Origin of the sequence: Tritonibacter horizontis (genome assembly GCF_001518015.1) — a bacterium.
Taxonomy (GTDB): domain Bacteria; phylum Pseudomonadota; class Alphaproteobacteria; order Rhodobacterales; family Rhodobacteraceae; genus Epibacterium; species Epibacterium horizontis.
The window spans coordinates 17983-36053 of record NZ_LPUY01000042.1 but is presented as its reverse complement, the minus strand read 5'-3'; the positions used below and the strand labels follow the sequence as shown (position 1 = coordinate 36053).

General features: G+C 62.5%; 18 protein-coding genes. 4 read left to right on the top strand and 14 right to left on the bottom strand.

The genetic code is table 11. The features are described from left to right. From TRIHO_RS07100 to TRIHO_RS07075, 6 genes are all read right to left on the bottom strand, one after another. Nucleotides 1-259, bottom strand: a 259-nt coding sequence (locus tag TRIHO_RS07100; RefSeq protein ID WP_131811182.1) for a biotin/lipoyl-containing protein, incomplete at its 3' end; no start/stop codon positions are given. Nucleotides 260-272: 13 nt separating this feature from the next. After that, on the bottom strand, nt 273-1646 hold the full coding sequence (locus tag TRIHO_RS07095) for a pyruvate dehydrogenase complex E1 component subunit beta (protein WP_068241654.1): 1374 nt from the start codon (nt 1644-1646) through the stop codon (nt 273-275). Nucleotides 1647-1663: 17 nt separating this feature from the next. Then, nucleotides 1664-2677: a pyruvate dehydrogenase (acetyl-transferring) E1 component subunit alpha gene (gene pdhA, locus TRIHO_RS07090; protein WP_068241652.1), complete on the bottom strand. Its 1014-nt coding sequence runs from the start codon at nt 2675-2677 to the stop codon at nt 1664-1666. Nucleotides 2678-2862: 185 nt separating this feature from the next. Next, nucleotides 2863-3162 carry an FtsB family cell division protein gene (locus tag TRIHO_RS07085; RefSeq protein ID WP_068241650.1) on the bottom strand — a complete coding sequence of 100 codons (300 nt, stop codon included), beginning with the start codon at nt 3160-3162 and terminating at the stop codon, nt 2863-2865. 347 nt (nt 3163-3509) lie between these two features. After that, nucleotides 3510-5225, bottom strand: coding sequence for a methyl-accepting chemotaxis protein (locus TRIHO_RS07080; RefSeq protein WP_232367728.1), 1716 nt, complete (start codon nt 5223-5225; stop codon nt 3510-3512). Nucleotides 5226-5525: 300 nt separating this feature from the next. Further along, the gene (locus tag TRIHO_RS07075; protein ID WP_068241646.1) at nt 5526-6716 is read right to left on the bottom strand and encodes a phosphoglycerate kinase; all 1191 of its coding nucleotides are present in this window, start codon (nt 6714-6716) and stop codon (nt 5526-5528) included. Nucleotides 6717-6927: 211 nt separating this feature from the next. Between TRIHO_RS07075 and TRIHO_RS07070 the strand changes: the two genes are divergently transcribed. Then, nucleotides 6928-7434: a peptidylprolyl isomerase gene (locus TRIHO_RS07070; RefSeq protein ID WP_068241644.1), complete on the top strand. Its 507-nt coding sequence runs from the start codon at nt 6928-6930 to the stop codon at nt 7432-7434. Further along, nucleotides 7427-7975, top strand: coding sequence for a peptidylprolyl isomerase (locus TRIHO_RS07065; RefSeq protein ID WP_068241641.1), 549 nt, complete (start codon nt 7427-7429; stop codon nt 7973-7975). Before TRIHO_RS07070 ends, TRIHO_RS07065 begins: the two co-directional genes overlap by 8 nt. A 147-nt stretch (nt 7976-8122) precedes the next feature. On the opposite strand, the gene TRIHO_RS07060 is transcribed toward TRIHO_RS07065, so the two are convergent. The 8 genes from TRIHO_RS07060 to TRIHO_RS07025 form a co-directional block, all read right to left on the bottom strand. Continuing rightward, entirely contained in the window at nt 8123-9094 is a 972-nt protein-coding gene (locus TRIHO_RS07060) for a calcium-binding protein (RefSeq protein ID WP_068241639.1), read from the bottom strand. Nucleotides 9095-9190: 96 nt separating this feature from the next. After that, nucleotides 9191-9718, bottom strand: coding sequence for a bactofilin family protein (locus TRIHO_RS07055; protein WP_068241637.1), 528 nt, complete (start codon nt 9716-9718; stop codon nt 9191-9193). Further along, nucleotides 9708-11039 carry a M23 family metallopeptidase gene (locus TRIHO_RS07050; protein WP_068241635.1) on the bottom strand — a complete coding sequence of 444 codons (1332 nt, stop codon included), beginning with the start codon at nt 11037-11039 and terminating at the stop codon, nt 9708-9710. Before TRIHO_RS07050 ends, TRIHO_RS07055 begins: the two co-directional genes overlap by 11 nt. Before the next feature lie 233 nt (nt 11040-11272). Beyond that, nucleotides 11273-12115: a ferritin-like domain-containing protein gene (locus TRIHO_RS07045; RefSeq protein ID WP_068241633.1), complete on the bottom strand. Its 843-nt coding sequence runs from the start codon at nt 12113-12115 to the stop codon at nt 11273-11275. Nucleotides 12116-12349: 234 nt separating this feature from the next. After that, entirely contained in the window at nt 12350-12898 is a 549-nt protein-coding gene (locus TRIHO_RS07040; RefSeq protein WP_068241631.1) for an NADPH-dependent FMN reductase, read from the bottom strand. 319 nt (nt 12899-13217) lie between these two features. Continuing rightward, entirely contained in the window at nt 13218-13883 is a 666-nt protein-coding gene (locus TRIHO_RS07035) for an OmpA family protein (RefSeq protein ID WP_068241629.1), read from the bottom strand. Nucleotides 13884-14050: 167 nt separating this feature from the next. Beyond that, a complete protein-coding gene (locus TRIHO_RS07030) occupies nt 14051-14740 on the bottom strand; it encodes a helix-turn-helix transcriptional regulator (protein WP_068241627.1) in 690 nt (229 codons plus the stop codon). Between the two features lie 326 nt (nt 14741-15066). Next, on the bottom strand, nt 15067-15933 hold the full coding sequence (locus tag TRIHO_RS07025) for a bifunctional helix-turn-helix domain-containing protein/methylated-DNA--[protein]-cysteine S-methyltransferase (RefSeq protein WP_068241626.1): 867 nt from the start codon (nt 15931-15933) through the stop codon (nt 15067-15069). Between the two features lie 453 nt (nt 15934-16386). Between TRIHO_RS07025 and nth the strand changes: the two genes are divergently transcribed. Both nth and TRIHO_RS07015 read left to right on the top strand, forming a co-directional pair. Then, a complete protein-coding gene (gene nth, locus TRIHO_RS07020; RefSeq protein WP_068241624.1) occupies nt 16387-17031 on the top strand; it encodes an endonuclease III in 645 nt (214 codons plus the stop codon). Then, nucleotides 17028-18026, top strand: a complete 999-nt coding sequence (locus TRIHO_RS07015) for an adenosine kinase (protein ID WP_068241622.1) — start codon at nt 17028-17030, stop codon at nt 18024-18026. Before nth ends, TRIHO_RS07015 begins: the two co-directional genes overlap by 4 nt. The last annotated feature ends 45 nt before the right edge of the window (nt 18027-18071 follow it).

Genomic DNA, 18071 nt, shown 5'->3' with positions numbered 1-18071 from the left:
CATCATCGGCGCTTTCGCCGTCTTCCAGCAGCACCGCGATGGGGGTGTTCACCTTCACCCCTTCGGAGCCTTCGGCGACGAGGATCTTGCCAACGATCCCTTCGTCCACGGCCTCGAACTCCATCGTTGCCTTGTCGGTTTCGATCTCGGCAATCAGATCGCCGGAGGAGACGGTATCGCCCTCCTTCACGAGCCATTTTGCCAGCGTGCCTTCTTCCATGGTGGGAGAGAGGGCGGGCATGAGAATTTCAGTGGGCATCTCTCGCTCTCCTTTACCGATAGGTCACTTGTTTCACCGCCTCGATCACCTCGTCGGTGGTGATCAGCGCGTGTTTTTCGAGGTTGGCCGCATAGGGCATGGGCACGTCCTTGCCAGTGCAGGTGATGATCGGCGCATCGAGGTAGTCGAATGCCTGCTGCATGACCTGGCTGGCGATGTACCCGCCGACAGACCCCTGCGGGAAGCCTTCTTCGACGGTGACCAGACGGTTGGTCTTCATCACCGATTTGATCACCGCAGGCAGGTCCATCGGACGCAGGGTGCGCAGGTCGATGACCTCGGCACTGATGCCGTCCTCGGCCAGTTTCTCTGCTGCTTCAAGGGCATAGGTCATGCCGATTCCAAAGGAGACGATGGTGACATCCTCGCCCTTGCGCCAGATCTTTGCCTTGCCGAACGGAACGGTGAAGTCATCCATCTTGGGCACGTCAAAGGATTTGCCATAGAGGATTTCGTTTTCCAGGAAGATCACCGGGTTGGGATCGCGGATCGCGGATTTCAGCAGGCCCTTGGCGTCGGCGGCGGAGTAGGGCATCGCCACCTTGAGGCCGGGGATCTGCATGTACCACGCGGCATAGCACTGCGAGTGCTGGGCGCCAACGCGGGCGGCGGCGCCGTTGGGACCCCGGAACACCATCGGTGCCCCCATCTGGCCGCCGGACATATAAAGCGTCTTGGCGGCGGAGTTGATGATGTGGTCAATCGCCTGCATGGCGAAGTTGAAGGTCATGAATTCGACGATCGGCTGCAGACCGCCAAAGGCGGCGCCGGTGGCGATGCCGGCAAAGCCGTGTTCGGTGATCGGCGTATCGATCACGCGTTTGGCGCCGAATTCATCCAGCAGGCCCTGGCTGATCTTGTAGGCGCCCTGATATTCGGCGACTTCTTCGCCCATCAGGAACACGTTTTCATTGCCGCGCATTTCTTCGGCCATGGCGTCGCGCAATGCTTCGCGGACCGTGGTGGCGACCACTTCGGTGCCCTCGGGATAATCCGGGCTTTCGTCCACCTCGGGCGCTGCGGGCGCGGCGGCCTTGGCGGGGGCCTTCGCGGCCTCGGCCGGGGCAGCTGCCGGGGCGGCGTCGGCGCTGTCTGCGGCGGCGACCGCATCCTCGACGCTTTCGCCCTCTTCCACCAGGATGGCGATGGGGGTGTTCACCTTGACGCCTTCGGTGCCTTCGGCGATCAGGATCTTGCCCACCACGCCTTCGTCCACGGCTTCGAATTCCATGGTGGCCTTGTCGGTTTCAATCTCGGCGAGGATATCGCCGGAGCCTACGGTATCACCCTCTTTGACCAGCCATTTGGCCAGCGTGCCTTCCTCCATGGTCGGCGACAGGGCGGGCATCAGAATTTCAGTTGCCATAATCGTTGTCTCTCCCCTCAGGCGCTTTTCTGCGGCACGTCGGCTGCGTAGATATCGGTCCAGAGCTCGTCGAGCGCCGGTTCCGGGCTTTCCTTGGCAAAATCAGCCGACTTGTTGACGATGTCCTTGATGTCCTTGTCGATCGCCTTGAGGTCTTCTTCGGTGGCGTGTTTGCCCGTCAGCAGCATCTCGCGAATCTGTTCGATGGGATCGCGTTCCTCGCGCATTTTCTGCACCTCTTCGCGGGTGCGGTATTTCGCGGGGTCGGACATGGAGTGGCCCCGGTAGCGGTAGGTTTTGACCTCAAGGATATAGGGGCCTTTGCCGGCGCGGCAGTGGGCGACGGCGCGTTCGCCGGCCTCTTTGACCGCCAGCACGTTCATGCCGTCGACCTCTTCGCCCGCGATGCCATAGGCTTCGCCGCGTTTCCACAGGGCCGGGGATTTGGTCGAGCGCTGGACGCTTGTGCCCATAGCGTATTGGTTGTTTTCAATGACAAAAACCACCGGCAGGTCCCAGAGTTGGGCCATGTTGTAGGTCTCGTAGACCTGGCCCTGGTTGGCCGCGCCATCACCGAAATAGGTGAAGGTGACGCGGTCGTTGCCCCGGTATTTGTCGGAGAAGGCCAGACCGGCGCCAAGCGGCACCTGCGCGCCGACGATGCCGTGGCCGCCATAGAAATGTTTCTCTTTCGAGAACATATGCATGGAGCCGCCTTTCCCCTTGGAATAGCCGCCCTCGCGCCCGGTCAGTTCGGCCATGACACCATTGGGGTCCATGCCGCAGGCCAGCATATGGCCGTGGTCGCGATAGGAGGTGACGCGTTTGTCGCCTTCCTCGGCTGCGGCCTCAAGACCGACGACCACCGCTTCCTGACCGATGTAGAGGTGACAAAAGCCCCCGATCAGGCCCATGCCGTAGAGCTGACCTGCTTTTTCCTCGAATCGCCGGATCAGCAGCATTTCGCGGTAATACTTGGTCAGTTCTTCAGCGGAAATATTTGATTTCTGAGCGCTTTTTCTTGCGGCCATGTCAGCAAGCTCCCCCTAAAGCTTAGGTAGTTTAACACTAAACTATCTCTTAGTGCATTTTGCGCCGTCATGCGAGGGATAATGTGACGCAAGGTTTCAAACGGCTTTATTCCGCTGGAAATTCGTGCAGTGGATCAAATGCATAGGGGCTGCAGAGCCGCAGCGGGCGGCGCCAATGGCGGGGGTTAGTCGACGATAATCTCGTCCGGTCGCGCCAGTCCCAGGACCGAGCGTGCCTGCTCGTCCAGCAGGTCAAGATCGAGATAGTCGTCCGACAGGCGCTGGGTGAGGTTTTCCATCCGCACGATGTCCTGTTCCAAACGGTCGAGATCCGCACTCAGCGTTTCCGCTTCGGCCTGGATCTCGACACGTCGGAACAGTCCGAAATCACCCTGGACCGCTGCAAAGGTAAAATAGGCGCTCAGAAGGAACGCCGCAGCGAAGAACAGGAGGCTGCCCAGGGAGGGCGTGGAATTTCGGGTCACGTCGGTTGCCTGTATGAAGTGCTCAATGGTGTGTTGCGCCGGTTTGCCCCGCGTCTGCCCCTGTTATGTCACATGCGAATCGGCCTGTGAATCCCCAAAATGGTCATAGGTTGCAGAAGTTTGATCGCGTGGCGTTTTGTCGATGCGGAGGGGCCGACTGGGGCCGGGCGTGGTTTCATGGCGGCGGTGGCGGCCAGAGCGTCCGGGACAAACAGAATTCCCCCGGACCTTGTAAGGATCCGGGGGAGTAAGACCTGTGTCTGTCGATGTGAGGGGCACCTGCGTCAGGAACAGGAGCCCGCGACCGTCGGTCCCCGTCGCACCTTGCGGCGGGGTGGGGCCGGGGATCAGGCGGCGGCTTTTGGATCCTGCGCCACATCGCTGGCCTTGTGGCCGACGAAGCTTTGCAACAGTTCCGCAAGGCGGCTGGCCTGCGTGCGCATTTCCTGGCTGGCGGAATAGGTTTCCTGCACCATGGCGGCATTTTCCTGGGTGACGGTATCGAGTTGGGCGACGCCGATGTTGATTTCCTTGATGCCCGAGGCCTGTTCGCCGGCCGAGCTGGCAATGGCGGAGACCATGCCGGACACATTGGTGACGCTCTCGACGATCTGGGTCAGGGTTTCGGCAGTGGCCTCCACCAGCCGTTCGCCCTCATGCACCTGGCTGGAGCTGTCGGCGACCAGTTGTTTGATTTCACTGGCCGATTTGGCCGCTTTGAGCGCCAGCCCGCGCACCTCGGAGGCGACGACGGCAAAGCCACGACCGGCCTCACCCGCGCGCGCGGCCTCAACCCCGGCATTCAGCGCCAGCAGGCTGGTCTGAAACGCGATGTCGTCGATAGAGGTGATGATCTGGCTGATCTGTTCGGAGTAATTGGCGATCGAGGTCATGGCCTCGCGGGCCTGTGCCATCACCTGGCCGCCCTGTTCCGCCCGGCGGCGCCCTTCTTCGACCTCGCGATCGGCCGCCTGTGCCTGTTCGGCGCTGGATTGGACGCTGGCCGACATCTGTTCAAGCGCGGCGGCGGATTCTTCGAGTGTGGCCGCCTGTGTTTCGGCGCGCTGGGACATCTGGTCTGACATCCGTTCCATTTCGCGTGCGTTCTGTTCGACCACATCCGAGCTCTGGTTGAGCTGGGTGACAAGGTCGGCCAACGAGCTGGAGAGATCGTTGAAATCCGAACACAGCGTCGTATAGCCGGTGCCGAGGTCGGCCCAGTCCGAGGGCGGGATTTCCTGGTTCAGATCGCCGCCTTTGAGGCTGCTCATGGCATTGCCGAGGGTATCGAACAGCTCGCCTCTGCGGTCGTTTTCTTCCCGCATCCGCTGTTCGATGGCATCGGCCTCGGCCAGGCGGCCGCCGAGCTCCTGAAGGTTGCGGGCAATGATGCCCAGTTCGTCCTTGCGACCGACATCGGTGTTTTCGCGGGTGTAATCCTTGTCCGACAGGGCCTGGATGGTTTCCACCGTGCGGGCCATCGGCGCGCTGAGCTGACGGGCAAAGAACAGCCCCACGGCCACCGCGATCAGCGCCGCGATGGAGCTGCTGGCGATCTGGGTGATCTGGCTGGTTTCGATCTTGCGGTCGACATAGGCGAGCGCCTCGACATTGCGGGCGCCAATGGCGTCTTGCAGGCCATCCACCGCATCGCGGACCTCGGCAATCTTTGGGATCACAGAGTCAAAGATCAGGGCGCGCTGGCTGTCTGCCGCGGCGGCTTCAAGCGTGTTGATTTCGACATCGAGACGGTCGAGGTTGCCGGACAGGCCGGTGAGTGTTTCATGCGCCGCCTCATTGCGCGCGCTGGCGATTTTCACGTTGATGAACCGGTCGTCAGCCAGAGCGATTTCACTGCGCACTTCTTCAAGGTTGCCGCGCAGACGATCAAGCCCGTCGGGAACGCCCACTGCGTAGGACAGCAGGTCGCCGAGACCCTGTTCGATGTCTTCCTTGATGTCATCAAGGCTTTTGAGTTGGGCGTTGCTGAGTCGGGAGAGGTAAATCGCATCCGTCAGTTGTTTGTTATTGACCCAGGCGATCGCGGAAATGGTTGCAAGCATAAGGATAAAGGCGCCTGCAAACATAAGGACCTGGGTACGAAGAGAAAAGTTGCGCATATGAATTACCTGACAAGTTCGGAGTGCATGCAACACGCGTTGCAGACTTGCCCAATTCTACGGCATGGCAGGTAAAGAAACCGTTGTCAGCGCCACGACACCCGGCAGCGATCGGCACAGATCCACCGATGCAGATATTTTGAAACTTCAAAACAAGGTGTCGCAGGCTGGCTGCGCCACCTTGTTTGTCTTATGCGTGGTAACGCATCTCTTTTTATGGAAAATTTTCCGCTTGATGATCGTTTATTGGTCGAGCGCAGCCACGCCGGGCAGGACCTTACCTTCCATCCATTCAAGGAAAGCACCGCCTGCGGTGGAGATATAGGTGAATGCCTCGGCCGCGCCGGCCTGGTTCAGCGCTGCCACCGTGTCGCCGCCACCAGCAACGGAAATCAACCCGCCCGCTGCCGTCAGTTCGGCGGCTTTCTGCGCGGCTGCATTGGTGGCGGTGTCAAAGGGCGCGATCTCGAAGGCGCCCAGCGGGCCGTTCCAGATCAGGGTCCGGGTGTCCGCCAGCGTCGCCGCGATGGCCGCGACCGAGGCCGGGCCGGCGTCGAGGATCATCGCGTCCGGCGGGCAGGCGGTCGCGGCGACAGTTTCATGGGCCGCACCGGCCTTGAATTCGCGCGCAACAACCACGTCAGAGGGCAGCAGAATGGTGCAGCCGGCCTCGGCCGCGCCGGTCAAAATCTCGCGCGCGGTGGCGGTCATGTCATGTTCGCACAGCGATTTGCCCACGTCGATGCCCTGAGCCGCCAGAAAGGTATTGGCCATGCCGCCACCGATGACCAGGGTATCGACCTTGGTGACAAGATTGCCCAGCAGATCCAGCTTGGACGAGACCTTGGCACCGCCAACCACAGCGGTGACCGGGCGCTGCGGCGTCGCCAGGGCGGCCTCCAGCGCCTTCAGTTCCGCTTCCATCAGGCGGCCGGCACAGGCCGGCAGCAGGCGCGCCAGCGCCTCGGTCGAGGCATGGGCGCGGTGGGCGGCGGAAAAGGCGTCGTTGCAGTAAATGTCACCCAGCCTGGCCATATCCTGCGCGAGCGCCTCATCGTTGGCCTCTTCGCCAGGATAAAAGCGGGTGTTTTCCAACAGCAGGATCTGCCCTGGCGCCAGCGCGGCCACGGCGGCCTCGGCGGCGGGACCGCGACAGTCGGCCACAAAAACCACCGCCGCGCCAAAGGCGGTCTCCAGCGCAGGCACCAATGGTTGTAGGGACATCTCGGCGACGCGCTGCCCCTTGGGACGTCCGAAATGGGCCAGCAGCACCGGTTTCGCTCCCTTGGCCAGCAAATCCGACAGGGTCGGGATCAGGCGGCGGATCCGGGTGTCGTCGGTGACGGCGCCCTTGTCCATGGGGACGTTGATATCAACCCGGGTCAATACGGTCTTGCCTGCCAGATCCATGTCGTCGAGTGTTTTCCAGCCCATCGGTGGCTCCTCTGTTGCAATACGATGTCAGCACGCGGTCCGGGGCGCCGCCCGGCTGCGGGTGCAGAAAATTCCCCTCAGGGTGTCCCGTGTTTTGCGCCATTCGTCAATGCTCCGCTGCAGGGAGGCCTGGATCGCCACATTGTTCCCTTGGCAAGCGCGGGGATGGGCCTTAGGTATTCGGCCAATACTGAAAAGACAGGAGGGCCTCATGGCCGAGATCAAGGATCCCGAAAACACCATCATCATGGAGCTGAAGGACGGCAATGTCGTCATCGAGCTTTTGGCAGATGTGGCACCGAAGCACGCAGAGCGCATGAAGGAACTGGCGCGCGCGGGCGCCTATGACAACGTGGCCTTTCACCGGGTGATCGACGGCTTCATGGCGCAGACCGGCGACGTGGAGCACGGCGACATGGAAGACGGGTTCAACCTGGGCCGCGCGGGCACCGGGGGCTCCGACCTGCCGGATCTGCCGGCAGAATTTTCCAAGCTGCCGCATGACCGGGGCACGCTGGGGGCGGCACGCTCGGCCAATCCGAACTCCGCCAATTCGCAGTTCTTCATCAACTTCAAGGACAACAACTTTCTCAACGGTCAATACACGGTCTATGGCCGCGTGATCGAAGGCATGGAACATGTGGACGCGATCACCCGGGGCGAGCCGCCAGCGGCGCCGGACCGGATGATCTCGGTCAAGGTTGCCGCAGATGTATAAATCGCTGAGCCTGCTGGCTGTGCTGGCCGCCGGGCCGGCCTTTGCCTCCGGTCTGGAAATCCAGATCGAGGGCGAGGCCAATGGCACGGTCGTGATCGACCTGCTGGAAGACGTCGCCCCGCAACACGTGACCCAGATCACCGAGCTGGCCGCCGAGGGTGCCTATGATGGTGTGGTGTTCCACCGGGTCATCGACGGGTTCATGGCGCAGACCGGAGATGTGCAGTTTGGCCGTCTTGGGGAAAACATACGGGCGGCGGGCACCGGTGGTTCGCGACGTCCGGACCTGCCTGCGGAATTCTCTGACCTGCCGTTTGAACGCGGCGTGGTCGGCATGGCGCGGTCGCAGAACCCCAACAGCGCCAATTCGCAATTCTTCATCATGTTCGAGCCGGGGTATTTCCTGAACGGGCAATATACCGTTGTTGGCCGGGTAACCGGCGGCATGGATGTGGTGGACGCGATCAAACGCGGCGAGGCGCGGTCCGGTGCCATCAGCGGCACGCCGGATGTGATGACCAAGGTCACCGTGACGGACTAAACCGTCATCTTCTGACAATCTCTGAAATGGCCGCTTCCGAGCGGCCATTTTTTTGGTCTGTTGTCACGCGGCGCGATCATCTGGTGAGATGCCCAGTCAAAGGGCCGCAGATTTGACGCTGAAGGGCTCGGGCGCCGCGATGCCTGTTTAGAACAGAAAGTTATCTGTATCCTGAAGGTCCGCAGCCTCGACATCGTAAAACAATATGCGACTGTCTTGGAACTCCACCCAGGTGCCGCGCCGCACGTCGTTGAAATCAAGATCGGAGAAACTGAAATCTCCCCTGAGTTCGACGCGGTCGGTTCCAACTTTGAAATCGTAAACCCGGTCGCGGTCGCTCTGGCCGTCAAAGACAAAGACATCGGCGCCTCTGCCACCTGTCAGCGCGTCCGTTCCGCGATCCCCGATCAAGGTATCGATTCGACTGCCGCCGTTCAGCGTGTCCTGGCCGAGTTTGCCGATCAGCAGGTCGTTGTTTGCGCCACCGTCAAGCTGGTCCTGTCCATCGCCGCCCCAGAGTTTATCCCGCCCGGCGCTGCCAAACAGCTGGTCATCGCCGTCCCGCCCATACAAGTGATCCTGACCGCGGGAGCCGATCAGGCTGTCGTCGCCGTCGCTGCCGTAAAGTCTGTCCGACCCGGATCCGCCATCGACGGTGTCATCCCCTGCGCCAAGCTCGATCGTGTCATTGCCGCCGTAGAGGTTCCAACGGTCGCCACCGGAATAATCCGAAAAGACATAGTCATTTCCTGACATGGACTGCAGGTTGAACAAGTTTCCGGAAGAAATCGTGCTCCAAGACAGATCAAACCCATCCAAGGTAAAAACGGTGTCCCCGTAGCGTCGATATTCAATTGATTCAATGGACCAAAGCCAGCTCGAGAGACTGAGATTCTTCCCGCTATATTCGGCGATAAATCCACCGGTTCCGGAAATCACGATTTTTGTATCGGTGCGGGAAACCAAATTCGGGTTTGAAAAGTAATCCGTCAGATCCAGAAAATCGATGCCAGTCTCTGTTTCCAGAGTGTTGACAATTTTTACAAAGATGAAGCCTGTTTTAGCAGAAATTTGAAATTTCTTTTTATTGCCTGCCCAAGTGGAACGTGAATTCCCCAAACTGACGAGTCAATGCAACAACGCCGGAGGATTTGCCCCCGGCGCTGTTGGTCATGACAATGACGGACTGGGCAAATGCGCCCAGGTGGTCTGGCGTTAGCCTTCGGCCTTTGCCGGGATGGGCTGTTGCGCCTTGGGGGCGGCCTTGCCGGGGCTCAGCGGGTCGTCCTGACGCTGCACGGAGCCTTCGAAATGGGCGCCACTCTCGATCGCAATCGTTTTGTGGATGATGTCGCCCTCGACCCGCGCGGTCGAGGTCAGGCGCACCTTGAGACCCCGGACCCGGCCCACGATACGGCCGTTGATCACCACATCGTCGGCGGTCACTTCGCCCTTGATGGTCGCGGATTCGCCAATGGTCAGCAGATGGGCGCGAATGTCGCCTTCGACGGTGCCTTCAACCTGAATGTCACCGGTGGTCTTCATGTTGCCGGTGATGTGCAGATCCGAGCTGAGCAGCGATGCTGGCGGTTTTGCCTTGGGCGCGGCGGGCTTTTTATACTCGCTGGCACCGGAGGTGGCGCTGCCGGAAGCCGAAGAGGGCGCCGGGGTGGAAGCCGGTGTCGCCGGGGTCATATCGGCTTGCTTGGGGCCGGGCTCGTTGATTTTGCTCTTAGAAAACATTTCTCGCAGCCTTGATGTAGATCATGGGGTTTACAGGTTTGCCATTGACCCGAACCTCGTAATGGAGGTGGGTCCCGGTGGACCGTCCGGTGCTACCCATATCAGCAATGTGATCCCCGCGCGAGACCCTTTGACCGACCTTGACGCGGATGTTGGAGTTATGGGCGTATCTGGTTTCAATTCCAAAGGCATGTTGGATGGTCACAAGGCGGCCATAGCCGGATTGCCAACCCGCATGGGTGACCACACCATCGGCGGTGGAAAAGATATCGGTGCCGGTTCCACCTGCAAAATCAAACCCCTTGTGCAGCCGCCGTCCGCCGGTCTTGGGGTCGCGACGATAGCCAAATCCCGAGGACTGACGCACCTGGCCGAGGTTGACCGGTGTTGAAAACGGCGCGCGTTCGGCGGCAATGCGATAGAGGTTCAGCTGGCTCATCTGGTGCAAAAGCCCATTGGCTCGCGCTTCGTCCGGGGTTGGCGGCGTGCCACGGGTGGAGAGCGACAGCGGCTCCAGCGGGCCGCCTTCGCCGTTATAGCCGCGGCGGACCTGTTCCAGGATGCGATCGGGCGGCAGGCCGGCGCTGGAGAACATCTTGGTCAGGGGTTCGACCGAGATCGCCATTGCCTCTTCGAGCTGGCGAAAGATCTGGTCGTTGCGCTGTGCGGCCAGTTGCAGTTCCAGTTCCAGATCGTCCCGTTCGGCCAGCGCGGAGCGGGCATCCGACAGAATCTGGTCGCGCTCTGCGGCGGTTTCCGCCAGCGCGGTGGTCAGAAAATCAAGCTGCTCTGGCGCCGTTGCCGCCAATAGTTGTTCGGGGCTGTCGGGTGCGGTTTTTTCGCGCAGGTCCAGCACCGTGCGCCGCAGGATCTCGCGTTCATTCATGGTCTGGCGCAGGTTCGACTGGATCACGTCGATGCCGGTTTCCAGTTCCCGTTTGCGGGTTTCAGACGCCAGAAGCTCGGACTGCATGGTCGAGATTTGCCCAAGTGCGGCGTTGAAGCGATCCTGGGCTGCCAGCGCCTCCTCGACGCGGCGGTCGCGTTCCTGCGAGAGCGCATTCAGCCGCTCCTGATAGACCTGCTGGTCGCGTCGGGCCTGATCGCGAAAATTACCAGAGCCGATGCTGTCCATCAGCACGATGGCGGTGGCCACAATGGCCCAGGACACAAAGAGCGTCGTTCCAACCGCGGCAAGGATCTGGGTTTCGGAGCTGAGCCGGATGAACCGCGTATCGCTGTCCGATTTCAGAAAAACCCGTCGTTCGGGAAAACGGCGTTCGAGAAACGCGTGAATCTTCAGTGTCAAACCGCGTCGCACGATCCGTATATTCCTTGTCCCATCCCCTGACCCTATGCCGCTTGGGGTTCTGCCAAGCGGCCCTCACTGGCCTTGACCCATGGGAATAGCCAGACTGTGGCCATTCGGCAACCCTGTTCCGGGTCAATTGCGGGAAAGCTGCGCGTTTCCTTGGCCTTGGGCAGAAAACTGCCGATATCGGCCTGTTTGGCGGGCGCTCGCGCAGGCCGCCTACAGGTCAATCCGGTGCAGATCTAGCGGGCGTAGGCGGGCGGTTCCTCATCCGCCAGCGGCCAGTAGAAATCCGGCGGCAGCCCGGCATCGGCGCGTTTTTCTTCGTTGAAGGGCGGTTTGAGCGCGCCGTGGAAGTATTTCTGCACAAGGCCGTGAAATTCCGCCTTGGGGTCCAGGTTGTCACGGCCACAGAGAAAGTTGAACCATTTCGCGCCATAGGCCACATGGGCGACTTCCTCGGCGTAAATCACTTCCAGCGCCTCCACCGCCTGGGTCAGGCCTGCCTTGCGAAAGAGGGTGATCATGCCGGGGGTCACATCAAGCCCGCGCGCCTCCAGCACCATCGGAACCACGGCGAGCCGCCCCATCAGATCCTCGGTGGTATCCTCCGCCGCGCGCCACATGCCGGCATGGGCGGGCAGGGCGCCATAGTGGCTGCCCAGCGCCGCAAGACAGTCGCACATGAGGTTGAAATGTTTCGATTCCTCATCCGCGGATTTGACCCAGTCGTCGTAGAACCCCAGCGGCATTTTCACATCCGTGAAGCGGGCAATGATGTCCCAGTGCAGATCGACGGCGTTCAGCTCGATATGTGCGACCGCGTGCAACAGCGCGATACGCCCCTGCGGCGAACCGGGCTTGCGCTTTGGCACCTCGCGCGGGTTCAGCAATTCGGGCTTGTCGGGGCGGTTGGGATGGCGCGGCGGTGCGGCATGGCCGATCTCGATCACAGGCGCGTCGCCGGTGCGCGCGGCCCGCCAGGCGGCGGCGTGGCGCCGCGACAGGGCGGTTTTTTCGGCACCGTCAGCTGTTGTCAGGACTTCGGTCGCCATTTCGGCAAGGGTCATCGGTGTGTCTGTCATGGGCTTGGCTTCTGGCTCCGTTTCAAAGGGGACTGGTTCAAAGGGGACTGGCGCGACATCGAGGGATTGCGCTGCGCGGTGCGCATCGCGGTGGGCGGGGGCCGCGCCTGCGGCGCGGCCCCCGCTCGGCCCAACGCTGTGCCGAGGATCCCCAAAAGGGGTCCTTGTCAAAGGGGCGGGAGCCACCCCGCCCCGCAGGGGTCCCCCTTGGCCTGGGCCTGGGCTCTGCGCCGCTCAGGATCTGCCGGTCGCCACCGCCCGCAGCTGCGTCATCAGCTCGGTCAATGTCTTGATGTATTGCTCGCTGGTCAACTGGCCCGCCTCGTCAAACGCCTCGCGCGACCCGGCCAGATGAACCTCCGGGCCCGGCACCACATGGGGGCGAAAGGGCACCAGGAAGCTGCGCAGGATCATCTGCGCCCGCTCGCCCCCGGCGCGGCCCGCAGCGGCTGACATCACCGCAACCGGCTTGTCCTTCCAGGGGTTGCCCTCGGTCCGGCTCACCCAGTCCAATGCGTTCTTCAACACCCCGGACGGGCCTTTGTTGTACTCCGGTGTCGAGATCACAACCGCATCCGCCGCGGCAATCTGGTCCGTCAGGCGTTGTACGGCCTCGGGAATGCCGCTGTCGGCCTCCTGATCGCCATCGTAGAGCGGAAACCGCAGATCGGCTTCGACAACCTCTGCCGCGCCGAACAGGCGCGCCGCCTCCCGCGTCAGTTTGCGATTGGTCGCCTCTGTCCGGAGCGAACCTGAAATGAGCAGCAATTTGGGGTCGGACATGATCTGTTCCTTCTTTCTGCGTAACGTATCGGTCTGATTTTAGCTAAGCGCGCGGGCACGGGCGTGAAAGGCCGCTGCGCGCAGAGCGGCTGTGCAGGACCACACAAACCCGTCGCGCGCCCGTTCAATGGCGGCCGGTGTGAACCGGGGCGCCCCCGGGCAAGACCGGACAAAACGGGGCACTGACGCTGGATCGGAGCCGCGTCAAATGCAAAGGCCGCGCCATCTGCGCGGCCAGTGTGGTGCAATCTGCTGCTATGCGGGACGCACCAAGGGCGTCCTGCCCTCAGCGTCCCGGTTCCAGCCTATCCGGCTTCGCTCAGGTGGCTTGCGGAATGATGACAATCTCCACCCGCCGGTTGCGGGCCTTGCCCTCCGGCGTCAGGTTGCTGGCCACCGGCGCATCTTCGCCGCGCCCGATGATGCGCATGCGGCCGTAAGACACGCCGCCCGCTGCCATTTCATCCGCGACCACATTGGCGCGCCGCTCGGAGAGCCCGTAGTTATACGCGGCGGCCCCATCGCTGTCGGTGTGGCCGATCACCTGCACCACGCTGCCCGGATAGCGCTGCAGACTGCCGGCAACCTTGCGCAGATCCCCACGCACGATCGACGAAATCGCCGCGCTGTCGGTGGCAAAGGTCAGATCGTTCGGCAGGGACACGATCAGCTTGTCGCCGGTGTTCACGATGGAGATCGCATCGTTGTCCAGGCTCTGGCGCAGCTCTGCTTCCTGCTTGTCCAGCTCCCGCCCGATCAGCCCGCCGGCCAGCGCGCCAATGGCCGCCGACCCGGCAATGGTGGCCGCCTTGTCGTCATCCGAGGTCGCCGCCCCGATGCCGGCCCCGATCAGACCGCCGATGATTGCGCCATTCTGCGACCGGTTGATGCCACCCGGCGCACCGTAAGAGGCCGGGTCGTTACAGGCGCTCAGGGCAACGGCGGCGGTCAGAACACCAATCACGGGGAGTTTAGCAAAAGACATTCAGTCTACCTTTTCTTCTCAATCCTGTCTCTGGACGCACCGGATGACCTCATCACGGGCGGAGACGTTACGCATAGATATTGTGCCACATCGCAGCAGCAACAAGCGACAAGAGATGCGCTTCGGCGGATTGCCGCGCAGTGTCGCCTGCCCTGTGCAGAGGGGCCTCACGGAGCGTGAACGAATGAACTGTCTTCTTGTTCCTGCCAAAGTTTGCGCAACAGCGGCGCATCCGCGGAAAACCGGTCCTCAAGCAGATCCGCCGCAATCATCCGGTCGGTTCGGAAATGCCGGAAACCATGGCGCAATTCGCACCAGGCCACCAGCAGCGTGCACTCCACGTGATAGATCAACGCCAGCGGGCGCAGCACCCGTTCGCTATGGACGTTTTCCTTGTCGACATAGGCCAGCCGCAGCTTTTGGGCGCTGCGCACGGCCTGGCGCAACACTGCGATCGGGACACAGCCGCAATCGGGATTGTCCTGCGGCGCCCCATAGGGGGCCACCTGCAGCCACTCGGCGCTCTTGTGGACATCGCAGATCTTGCGACCCACCCGCGCGGCCGCCTGCTGCAGGGCGCCATCGCCGGTGCGGATCAGCATGGCCAGCCCGACATGCAGCGCCTCGATCTCTTCTTCGTCGAAATTCAGCGGCGGCAGATCGTAGCCCTTGCGCAGCACATAGCCGATCCCCGCCTCGCCCTCGACCGGGGTGCGCATCGCCTGCAACGCAACAATATCGCGGTAAATCGTGCGTTTTGAAACCTCAAGCCGCGCGCCAAGGTCTTCGGCCCGCATCGGGCCCTTGGCCGTGCGCAGAATCTGGATCAGCTCGAACAGCCGGTCACTGCGGGACATCCGCGACCTCCTTTGTCTGGGTCATGAGGTGACAGTCTGCTGCCATCATAGCATGCCCCACTGACAACAGGGTGTCAGCAGCGATCTGTTTTTCTGGAGGCGACACAGCAACGCTTACAACAGGAGATATCCCATGCTGTCATATGATTGGATCGTGCTGATCAGCCTCGGCCTGGACCGCTGGCAGGCCCCCAGACCGCCGCGCAGCGGTTACGAAATCGAACAGGAAGAGGTCTGGCAGCACATGGACTCCCTGGACAGGGCGGCCCGTCACGCCCGCCGACACCGGCAGGCCGCCGCATTGCGCAGGGGGCTGAGGCAACTGGCTATGCTGCGGTTTCTTCGGCTGCGGTCCCGGACGCGGCATCCCTGCGCGCCCCCTCAAAGGCCAGCATCGCGCGTTTGACCGGCAGGCCCCAGTGGTACCCCCCCATCGCGCCGCCTTTGCGCAACACCCGGTGACAGGGAATGAGCCAGCTCAGCGGGTTCTTTCCCACAGCGGTGCCAACGGCCCGCACCGCAGCGGGGGCTTTGACCGCAGCGGCGATCTCGCCATAGGTGGCAGCGCCCCCCTCCGGGATGTTCAGCAGCGCCTCCCAGACCTTGATCTGCAAGGGCGCGCCGATCAGATGTAGTTGGGTTTCGCCCCGGCGGGCGAACACATCGGCGACTTGTGGTGCCAGCCCTGACGGGTCTTCGATGAACGCCGCCTTCGGCCAGCGCCCGCGCATATCCGCCAGGGTCCGCTCCGCACCGATTTCGGCGGCAAAGGCCAGGCCGCACAGGCCCTTTTGCGTGCCCAGCACCAGGGCAAGGCCAAAGGGGCTGTCGAACCAGCCCCAGCGTATCGTCAGACCCGCCCCCTTGCGGGCATAATCGCCCGGGCTCATCGCCTCCCAGCGCACAAACAGGTCGTGCAACCGGCCAGACCCCGACAGTCCGACCGCATGGGCCGTGTCCAGCAACGGCGTCTGCGCCCGCAGCAACGATTTGGCATGCCCGAGGCGCAGGTATTGCTGATAGCGCTTCGGCGACACCCCGGCCCAGGCGGAAAACACCCGTTGGAAATGCGCCGGGCTCATCTCCATCCGCGCCGCCAGCGCCTCAAGCGGCAGATCAGCGCCATCTTCGTCTATGATCTCGATCGCCCGGCGGATCACCCCATAGTGATAGGCCTGTTCGTCGCGTTGCATGGGTCAACTCCCCTCGTTCGGCTGCGATCCTGTCGCGTCGCCACGGTAGCGCGGACGCGCCGCCGGCGCGACCCGGAACCTGCGCTTTTGCCGCGCGCGGGCGGTGCGGATCCCCCTGCACGCCGCCCCGAAAACACCCGTCCCTGTTGCGCGCCCGGCAGATCTATGCGTGCGCCCTGGTGGCAACGCCCATAAAAAGTGGCGCAACTTCTGACCCATTGTTTCGCACGCGAAACAATGGGTCAGCCATGCTGACCTAAATGGCAAGTCCGGGCTGCCGCCGCACGGCGGGCTCTCCCGCCCCTTTTCAGGAGCGCGGCAAAGCCACCTCCAAAAGCGTTGGGCCGGGCGGGGGCGCGAACCGCGGCTTTTCCATCGCACCCCCAAACCCCGGACAAATGCGCCGCGTTTTTAATTTGCGCCATCGCGCGCAAGCGGGCAAAACGGCGCGCGATGGCCAAACAACTCGATTATCATACCCTCCGCGAGATCTTCACCCGGTTTCAGGCGGCCGACGCCGCGCCCAAGGGCGAGCTGGATCACGTCAATGTCTATACGCTGGTCGTGGCGGTGGCCCTGTCCGCGCAGGCCACCGATGCCGGCGTCAACAAGGCGACCAAGGCGCTGTTCCAGATCGCGGACACGCCTCAAAAGATGCTGGACCTCGGCGAAGAGCAGGTGATCGAACACATCAAGACCATCGGGCTCTATCGCAACAAGGCCAAGAACGTCATCAAGCTGTCGCGCATCCTGGTGGAGCAATACGGCGGCGAGGTGCCCTGTTCCCGCGCCGCTCTCGAAAGCCTGCCCGGCGTCGGCCGCAAGACCGCCAATGTGGTTCTCAACATGTGGTGGCGCCACCCCGCGCAGGCGGTGGACACCCATATCTTTCGCGTCGGCAACCGCTCCGGCATCGCGCCGGGCAAGGATGTGGACGCGGTGGAACGCGCCATCGAGGACCACATCCCCGTCGATTTCCAACTCCACGCCCACCATTGGCTGATCCTGCACGGCCGCTATCACTGCAAGGCACGCAAACCCCAGTGCCCGACCTGTATCATCCGGGACCTTTGTCAGTTCGAGGACAAGACACAATGACCAAAACCTATCAGCTCGTGGGCATCGGCAATGCCGTTGTCGATGTCATCTCGCAATGCGATGACAGTTTCCTCGACCATATGGGGATCGGAAAAGGCATCATGCAGCTTATCGAGCGCGACCGCGCCGAGGTGCTCTATGCTTCGATGAAGGACCGCGTCCAGACCCCCGGCGGCTCGGTAGCCAATACCATCGCCGGTGCGGGCGCGCTCGGGCTCAGCGCGGCGTTCATTGGCCGCGTCCATGACGACGCGCTTGGCCGGTTCTATGCCGCCGCGATGCAGGACGATGGCGTCGATTTCGTCAACGCGCCCGTTCCCGGCGGCGAGCTGCCCAGCTCGCGGTCGATGATCTTCGTCTCGCCGGATGGCGAGCGGTCGATGAACACCTACCTCGGGATTTCCTCGGAACTCAGCTCTGACGACGTGCCACCCGCGGTCGCCGGACAGGCCCAGATCATGTTCCTCGAAGGGTATCTGTTCGACAAGGACAAGGGCAAGACCGCCTTTCTGGAAGCCGCGCGGGACTGTCGTGCGGGCGGCGGCAAGCCGGGCATCGCGATCTCCGACCCCTTTTGCGTCGAACGCCACCGCGCCGATTTCCTCAGGTTGATCGAAACGGAGCTGGAATATGTGATCGGCAATGAGGACGAGATCAAATCCCTCTTTGAAACCGACGATCTGGAAGACGCCCTGGCCAAGACCGCCGCGATTTGCCCCCTGGTGGTCTGCACCCGCTCTGGCGATGGTGTCACCGTGGTGGGCGCGGGCGAGCGGTTTGATGTGCCGGTGACCAAGGTGGTGCCCGTCGATGCCACCGGGGCCGGGGATCAGTTCGCGGCCGGCTTTCTGTTTGGTCTGGCCACCGGGCGCGATCTCGAGGTCTGTGCCCGGATCGGCAACGCCTGCGCCGCCGAGGTGATCAGCCATATCGGGCCGCGCCCACAGGCGGATATGCGCAGCGTCCTGCGCAGCGCGGGATTGCTCGACGGCTAAGGTCGGCACAGCAGCGACCATCTGGCGCCAACTGCCGGGTGGCCG